Source organism: Colwellia polaris, assembly GCF_002104515.1.
In the GTDB taxonomy this organism is placed as follows: Bacteria; Pseudomonadota; Gammaproteobacteria; order Enterobacterales; family Alteromonadaceae; genus Cognaticolwellia; species Cognaticolwellia polaris.
The window spans coordinates 59908-67064 of sequence record NZ_NBOE01000018.1 but is presented as its reverse complement, the minus strand read 5'-3'; the positions used below and the strand labels follow the sequence as shown (position 1 = coordinate 67064).

General features: G+C 36.0%; 7 protein-coding genes. 2 read left to right on the top strand and 5 right to left on the bottom strand.

The genetic code is table 11. The features are described from left to right. Positions 1–220 precede the first annotated feature (220 nt). From B6A32_RS18695 to B6A32_RS18685, 3 genes are all read right to left on the bottom strand, one after another. Positions 221–877, bottom strand: coding sequence for a LysE family translocator (locus tag B6A32_RS18695; RefSeq protein ID WP_085306442.1), 657 nt, complete (start codon positions 875–877; stop codon positions 221–223). 145 nt (positions 878–1022) lie between these two features. Further along, positions 1023–1373, bottom strand: coding sequence for a hypothetical protein (locus B6A32_RS18690; RefSeq protein ID WP_085306441.1), 351 nt, complete (start codon positions 1371–1373; stop codon positions 1023–1025). A gap of 858 nt (positions 1374–2231) precedes the next feature. Then, on the bottom strand, positions 2232–2735 hold the full coding sequence (locus tag B6A32_RS18685) for a regulatory protein RecX (protein WP_085306440.1): 504 nt from the start codon (positions 2733–2735) through the stop codon (positions 2232–2234). 254 nt (positions 2736–2989) lie between these two features. Here B6A32_RS18685 and B6A32_RS18680 point away from each other — a divergent pair, with 254 nt between their 5' ends. After that, positions 2990–3487, top strand: coding sequence for a hypothetical protein (locus B6A32_RS18680; protein WP_143327931.1), 498 nt, complete (start codon positions 2990–2992; stop codon positions 3485–3487). Between the two features lie 196 nt (positions 3488–3683). Here the strand turns inward: B6A32_RS18680 and pgm are convergent, their stop codons facing one another. Together pgm and seqA are read right to left on the bottom strand one after the other, a co-directional pair. Continuing rightward, on the bottom strand, positions 3684–5330 hold the full coding sequence (gene pgm / locus B6A32_RS18675; RefSeq protein ID WP_085306438.1) for a phosphoglucomutase (alpha-D-glucose-1,6-bisphosphate-dependent): 1647 nt from the start codon (positions 5328–5330) through the stop codon (positions 3684–3686). Positions 5331–5411: 81 nt separating this feature from the next. Then, on the bottom strand, positions 5412–5987 hold the full coding sequence (gene seqA / locus B6A32_RS18670) for a replication initiation negative regulator SeqA (protein ID WP_085306437.1): 576 nt from the start codon (positions 5985–5987) through the stop codon (positions 5412–5414). A 350-nt stretch (positions 5988–6337) separates the two neighbouring features. Between seqA and B6A32_RS18665 the strand changes: the two genes are divergently transcribed. After that, complete coding sequence (locus B6A32_RS18665; protein ID WP_085306436.1) at positions 6338–7105, top strand: alpha/beta fold hydrolase; 768 nt, start codon at positions 6338–6340, stop codon at positions 7103–7105. Positions 7106–7157 lie beyond the last annotated feature (52 nt).

The window sequence follows — 7157 nt, the reverse complement described above, 5'->3', positions numbered from 1 at the left end:
AACCGACGAAATTACTTGCTTCATTCTATGCGTTAACTCACTCAACTTAAAAAGAGAAAAAATTATGGCTCGAAAAAAAGCAGGATATTTTGCGGTTTAACTTGACGTGGGGAGTCATACCAACGCCTAATTAACAGGCAAAAAATATGTTGGCTAAAATAAGCGACGAAGGAGCAAAAGCCAACTGTTTTTTGTCCTTGTTTAATTACTTGTTATATTTTTACTGCTTCACCAATGCTGATTTTACAATGGCAAAACCAATAAAACCTAGCAATGCACCCGTAATCTTATCAACGTAATAAGCTGCTTTAGTAAACTTGCTGCGCACTGTACGGGTTGAAAGCAAGAAAATAATAGATAAATCCCATAAGAATACAATAACGGTCATCCAAACCCCTAAGCCTAACTTAAAAGCAAAGCCTACTTCTGGGGTAAGCACCACAGTAAAAAGACTAAGGTAAAACAATAAATTCTTGGGATTTAATATCCCAGACATGAATCCAGTAACAAACTCCTTTAAAAAAGTCGATTTACTATAGTCGTTATTTTTAGATTCTATAATATCTAAATTATTATATGAACTTTTACGGGCGCGTAAGGCTTGTATCGCTAGATAAATAAGAAATAACCCACCGATAATTTTTAATGCAATCATTACAGGAACAGAAGCAGCTAAAATAGAACCTACGCCAATTAAACATAAACCGATATACACCGCGTTAGCTGATGCAATGCCTAATGCAACACCAATAGCGTTTTTACCTTCGTTTTTAATTGCACTTTTTACAACAAGCACAAAGTCAGGTCCAGGGCTTAACAAAGCAAGAAAATGTGCTATTGCAACAGTAACAAAGATACCTAGTAAATTTACATCCATATGAATCACCTTTTATTGATATTTGAAATATGCACAGAACTCTAATAAAAATATAACGCCCCAATAAGGGGCTAAAAATTGTTTGCTAAAATGTGTAGCGCAGCGAAACTAAGCAAACTGTTTTTAGTCCCGCTTAATTGGCTTGTTAGTTGCCAATTGATAAATACGTTTCAAGAATAAGGTTTCTTTGTGACTCTGGCAACAAGTCATAGTTTTTAGTATTAGCTTCAAACCTAAACTCAGCTGAATCAGGGCTATTTATACATGCTAATAAAGTACATATAACAAATTCTTTTTCATGTCCTTTTTGCATGCTGTTTGCACCTAGTTCTATAACTTCAAGAGGAAACCAATATTGTTCTTCTGTTGTTTCACAACATTGTTCAAATATGACTTTCTTTAAAGCTACAGCGTGCTTTTCAGCTTCTTGTTTATAATCCAAGTTAGCAATGAATTTTATTTCTTGTTCACTAATGGTTTGAATAAACTCGATCATGATTTGTCAACTAACAGCTTATTATGAGGAAAAAATCCTTGTTTAAACAAGGAAAAAATCCTTCTTTCATATTTTAAGATAATCAAAACATACCTGATTTATTCATTATCTACAATAAGTTACTAATAAAACATTTCGTTATGTTAAAGACATAAACGAGAATATTTCCTTTTTATTGGATGAAAGCAGGAAACAACACTAAACTGTATAAATATACAGCTCAATTTGTAGCGTAACAAAATGAATAAGGATAAATATATGAGCTCTCTTTTTATCATTCATATTAAAGAGCCGATGTGGATAAAAGGATTAGAGCCGTTTTAAGTAAACTCTTCTGAAAAAACAGTATTTCAGTGGGTCATGTGATACCAAGAAAACTATGAGCCACTTACAGGTTAACAATATATATAAACTATTTACTCTGGTTCATTGAAGGTGATGATATATTCAAAGTCATTCTCGCTGTAAGGTTTCCTGCTAGCTTCCTTGCCATACTTTTTACATCAATGTGTTTTTACATCAATACTTTTTAGTTGATAATTTTGTTGGCTTTTACAATAAAAATTAAACATAAACTGCGGAGCCAGGTTCGTTGAAATATCAGCAATGTGCTCAAACAGAAATATTAATCGAGTTATACTACGCCAGTTTCTGGCTATTTGTTGACTTAAACTTGCCTAATTTTGAAGACTAATTTAGGTCAGTCCTTGATCGAAAACAACTAAAACGTATTCTGCTTATAACGCTGTGGCTACCTATTTCTGACGAGAAATAGCAGCTCGAAAGTATAATAGTTTATTGTAAAGGGTGATTCTTTTTTGTTAAGTATAAAACTTTATAGTCACTGCACATAAAACCCTAGTCCTCTTCAGGTGAATAACTTACTGCTTTATTAGCAATATTATATGCAAAGCCTTTAGCTACTAGATGCCGTAATGCTTTTTGTTTAAGCTTTAAATCTTCAATAGGCTCTGCGCCAAATTTTCTTATTTTTAGTATTAGCGCTTTCTCAAAATACTCTTCGTCTGTTGTTTCAAGTTCGCCAACACATTCAGCAATTGTTTGTGAGGAAAAGCCTTTTGAGTAAAGCTTTTCTTTGATCTTATTCGCGCCGATGTTTTTTTCCGATAAGCTCGCGGTTAATCGCTTTGCATAACGGAGATCATTAATAATATCTCGCTCAATTAGGTACTCAAGCGCAGGCTCATTAAATTGCTTATCGTCTTTAAACAATAGGTTGGCTTTTTGTAACATAGTTTTAGCGGAATAATCACCATAGCGCTCAATCATCCAAAGCATATAAGACTTTACTCGCTCATAAGAAATAACTTGCGGCTTAGCGTCTTGTTTTCTTTTATACATGTTAATGTAAGGCCCATTTGGTATTATTTTCTTAAGAATTATTCTATTGTAAACTAATCAACAGCAGGTTTTTATATACTTTCAATTCAGTATTTAACATTCATCATTTAATCGGTAAGTAGATTGCAGATCGCCATTACATTAAATAGGTAAACTACTGTTTGACGATATTTATGAAATAAAAACAACATAAAATAATGGAGCTTATGTATATTATATGCTTTATAAATCTCTATAAGGAAATATAGATGCCAATGTCTAAGTTAATAATAATAATATTCTTTTTCATCTTCAGTAATCTATCAATAGCCGGTTCAAAATGCCAAATGGAGTGGAACGCATTAAAAAACGTACAAACCCAATTGAGACATCAAAGTACACAAAGGCTAAGAGATAAAGAGCATAGTAAACATAGTGAATATCAAGAATGCCGAAAAGGGAATAAAAATCAACATTCAAAAACTAGACGTTATTCTGACAGTGATAAAGCAAAACTTAGCCAAAATAAAAAGCCAATCAAATATAAGAAATATAGCTCTACAATCAGTAAAGTTAATGTAAAAGGATTATTTACTGGGAAGAAGCAACAAGCGTGGCTTGACTACTATCGACCAAATAAAGAGTGCAAGCGTCCAAAAACAACCCAAAAATTCTCAAAATGCTTACAAAAAACAGATCTTGAAACTAAAAAATTTGAAAAGTTGTGGGCTGAAAATAATGCTCCACCATCAATCGTGCTAGGTGTAGATTAAGTGCCGTTACTCATAATTTTCCGCATCTGCTCGTAACATGAAATACCTTAATGCTGTTATGACTAAAAAGCCAACACTTGAGATGCAAAAAAGGTGCTACAAGCACCTTTCTCATGTTTTACTGACAGCTGATAGCTTTAAACTTATAGCTTTAATTGATAGCTTTAAACTTATAGCCTGAATTTATAGCTCTACCCTATAAACCTGCTGCAACAAAAGCGGCACTTACAAGCTTTTGTGCATCACTAATAATTAGCTGTAAATGTTCCTCGTCAATAAAACTTTCTGCATATATTTTATAAATATCTTCAGTGCCTGACGGACGAGCGGCAAACCAGCCATTTTCAGTGCAAACTTTAATGCCACCAATTGCCGCGTTATTACCTGGCGCATGTGACAATATTTGGCTAATTTTTTCGCCTGCTAATACATCAGAGGTAATAGCATCGGCAGTGAGTGAAGTAAGCACCTGCTTTTGCTGTAAGTTAGCTACAGCTTCAACACGGCCATAACAAGGTTCACCTAGTTGCTCAGCTAATGCTTGATACAATTGATACGGGTCTTTGCCTGTAACAGCTAACATTTCAGCGGCGAGTAACGTCATAACAAAACCGTCTTTGTCGGTTGTCCAACAGCTACCATCTTTTGCCAGAAACGTTGCGCCAGCGCTTTCTTCACCGCCAAAGGCATAACTTGAGTTATGTAAACCATCAACAAACCACTTAAAGCCAACAGGCACTTCAGAAAGTGGTCGGTCAATAAGATTAGCAACACGGTCGATTAATGAACTTGAAACTAGTGTTTTACCTATTTTACAGGTTTTAGACCAATCTCTATGAGTCATTAAATAATGAATAGCTACGGCTAAGTAATGGTTCGGATTCATTAAGCCGCCGGTTTTAGTCACAATACCATGGCGGTCAAAATCCGGGTCATTACCTACGGCAATATCAAACTTGTCTTTTAAAGCGATTAAGCCAGACATAGCGTAAGGCGATGAACAATCCATGCGTATTTTGCCGTCTTTATCTAAGGGCATAAACGCGAAACTAGCATCGACTACGGGGTTAACCACAGCTAAATTCAAGCCATATTTCTTTGCTATAACGGGCCAGTAATGAATACCAGAACCACCTAGCGGATCAACACCAATGTGAACACCGGCTTTGGCTATCGCTTCCATATCAACAACTTGGCTAAGTTGTTCAACATAAAAGTTGATAAAGTCTTCACGCCCCAATAGCGCAGATTGCATTGCTTGAGAGAAGTTTAAGCGCTTAACATCGACCAGTTTATTACTGATAATTTCATTCGCACGTTGCTCGATAACTTTGGTTATTTCGCCTTCTGCTGGGCCGCCATGAGGTGGATTATATTTAATGCCACCATCGGTTGGTGGATTATGAGAAGGCGTTATGATTAAACCATCGGCTTGAGATTCGTGCGTTTTATTATGCACAATAATAAGACGGGAAATAACAGGTGTTGGCGTAAAGCCTTCATCGCTTTGAATAACCACAGGAACATTGTTGGCAATTAATACTGAAATAGCTGAAGCAAATGCTGGCTCAGATAAAGCGTGGGTGTCTTTACCTAAATAAAGTGGCCCTTTAAATCCTTGTGCATTTCTATACTCTGCCACTGCCTGACAAATAGCTTCTATGTGCTGTTGATTAAAGCTTAACTTGCTTGCATTACCACGGTGCCCGGAGGTGCCAAAGGTAACTTTTTGCTCAGCTATTGTAACGTCGGGTGAACGTAAAAAATAATCACTGACTAAACGACCAATATTAATACGGTCTTCAGGTCTTACGGGTTTTCCTGCATGCTGATGAACTGTCATGTCAACTCCTTGTACTCATATATGCGCTTAAATAAGATTTGTCATTCAAGGTGAACATATATTAAAAATATAATTACAACATTAGAGTAAATCGCGGATTTTCTCTATATCTTGTTCATCATAACCTAATGCTCGACTAACTTCGGTCAGCATCATTTTCTTACGTGTGGTGTTTGAGTTCGTGATCACCCAGTATGGACTATCAGGGATTTGACGTGGTTTAGTACTGCTGCCACTTTCTGAAAGCTCAGTCTCACTGGCAGCAAAATATAATCTATCACGACCTCTTATATTACAAACTGTAGAGAATTGTTGATTATGAACACGGTACAAAGCAGCTAAAATTAATAAAAATCGACCAACGGCGCCGCGCTGCATAGCCAACTCTTCTCTATTAATGTAGTTAAATACTGAACCATTAATATCGAGCTTAAGCTTAGCTGCTTGAGTGGGAGCAACCTCATCTTCATTTCTATTTTTATTTTCGTTTTCGTTTTTTTCGATAGTATCGCTTGCAACTGCAATAAGGCTTGCAGCATCATTCTCACTTGGTAATTGCATAAGACGACGTAATATCGACGAAGCACTTTCGCCAATAAACTGTGTATTTGAGGCAATGTGCTGATAAAGCTCTTCATCTATTTCGATGTTTTTCATTGATGACCCTAGGATAATTATTATCGATCGCGGCAAGATTATACTTACGTTGATAAGAAGTCTCTAGTGTGGATCTGCAAATGATGACATTATTTTTTCATAATGTAAGTCGCTTAATACCTAAAATTCAGTGCAATTAAAACGCTATCGCTCATTTATGGTTAATTTCAGCGCAATAAATCACCTGAACTCTGGAGAATGAGTGCTTAATGGCTTAAAAGGGAACATTAAGCAAATGCTGCTTATCCAAAGTTTAGGTTAAATAGCACATTAAGCTTGCTTTTACGTTGCATCAACATCTTAAAACAACGACAATTCCTGCTATTAAACATCATAAACTAGAGAAAATAATGGCCAAGTTTTTAAACTTTCAACAATCCGGTAGCGGTAAAGACATTATTCTAATTCATGGCTTGTTTGGCCGTTTAGAAAACCTAGCAATGGTGGCTAAACCTTTAGCAGAAAATTACCGTGTAACCAGCGTAGATGTTCGAAATCATGGCGATTCATTTCACGATAACGTGATGGACTACCCTACCATGGCTCAAGACATTGTTGAGCTTATGCAACACCTTGACATAAAAAGTGCCGTTATTTTAGGTCATTCAATGGGAGGGAAAATTGCCATGGAACTCGCGTTAACTTCGCCTGAGTTAGTTGAGAAGTTAATTGTTGCTGACATCGCCCCTGTTGAATACCCACCACATCATAATAAAATAATAGCCGGCTTAAAGTCGCTCGACTTTTCAACGATAAAACTACGAAAAGATGCCGACACCCAGCTTGCAAAATATGTAGAAGAACTTGGTGTTCGACAATTTTTACTCAGTAATTTAAAAAGTGAGAATGGACAACTAACATTTAGGTGTAACGTCGAAAATATTGCAAACAATTATCCTGAAATAATGAAAACCTACCAAGGTAGTAATAGCTATCAAGGCGCAACCTTGTTCATAAAAGGCGCAAACTCTAACTATATATTACCCGAACATCGCAGTGAAATTGTACGCTTATTTCCCAAAAGTCGTGCTCGCGTTATTCAAGGTGCTGGACATTGGTTGCATGCCGAAAAAACAATTGCTTTTAACCGAAGCGTAGAAAATTTTTTAGCAAGTTAATTGATATCGTACATTTTTAATGTGCTTAAAAGCACTGATATGCTATAGTGCC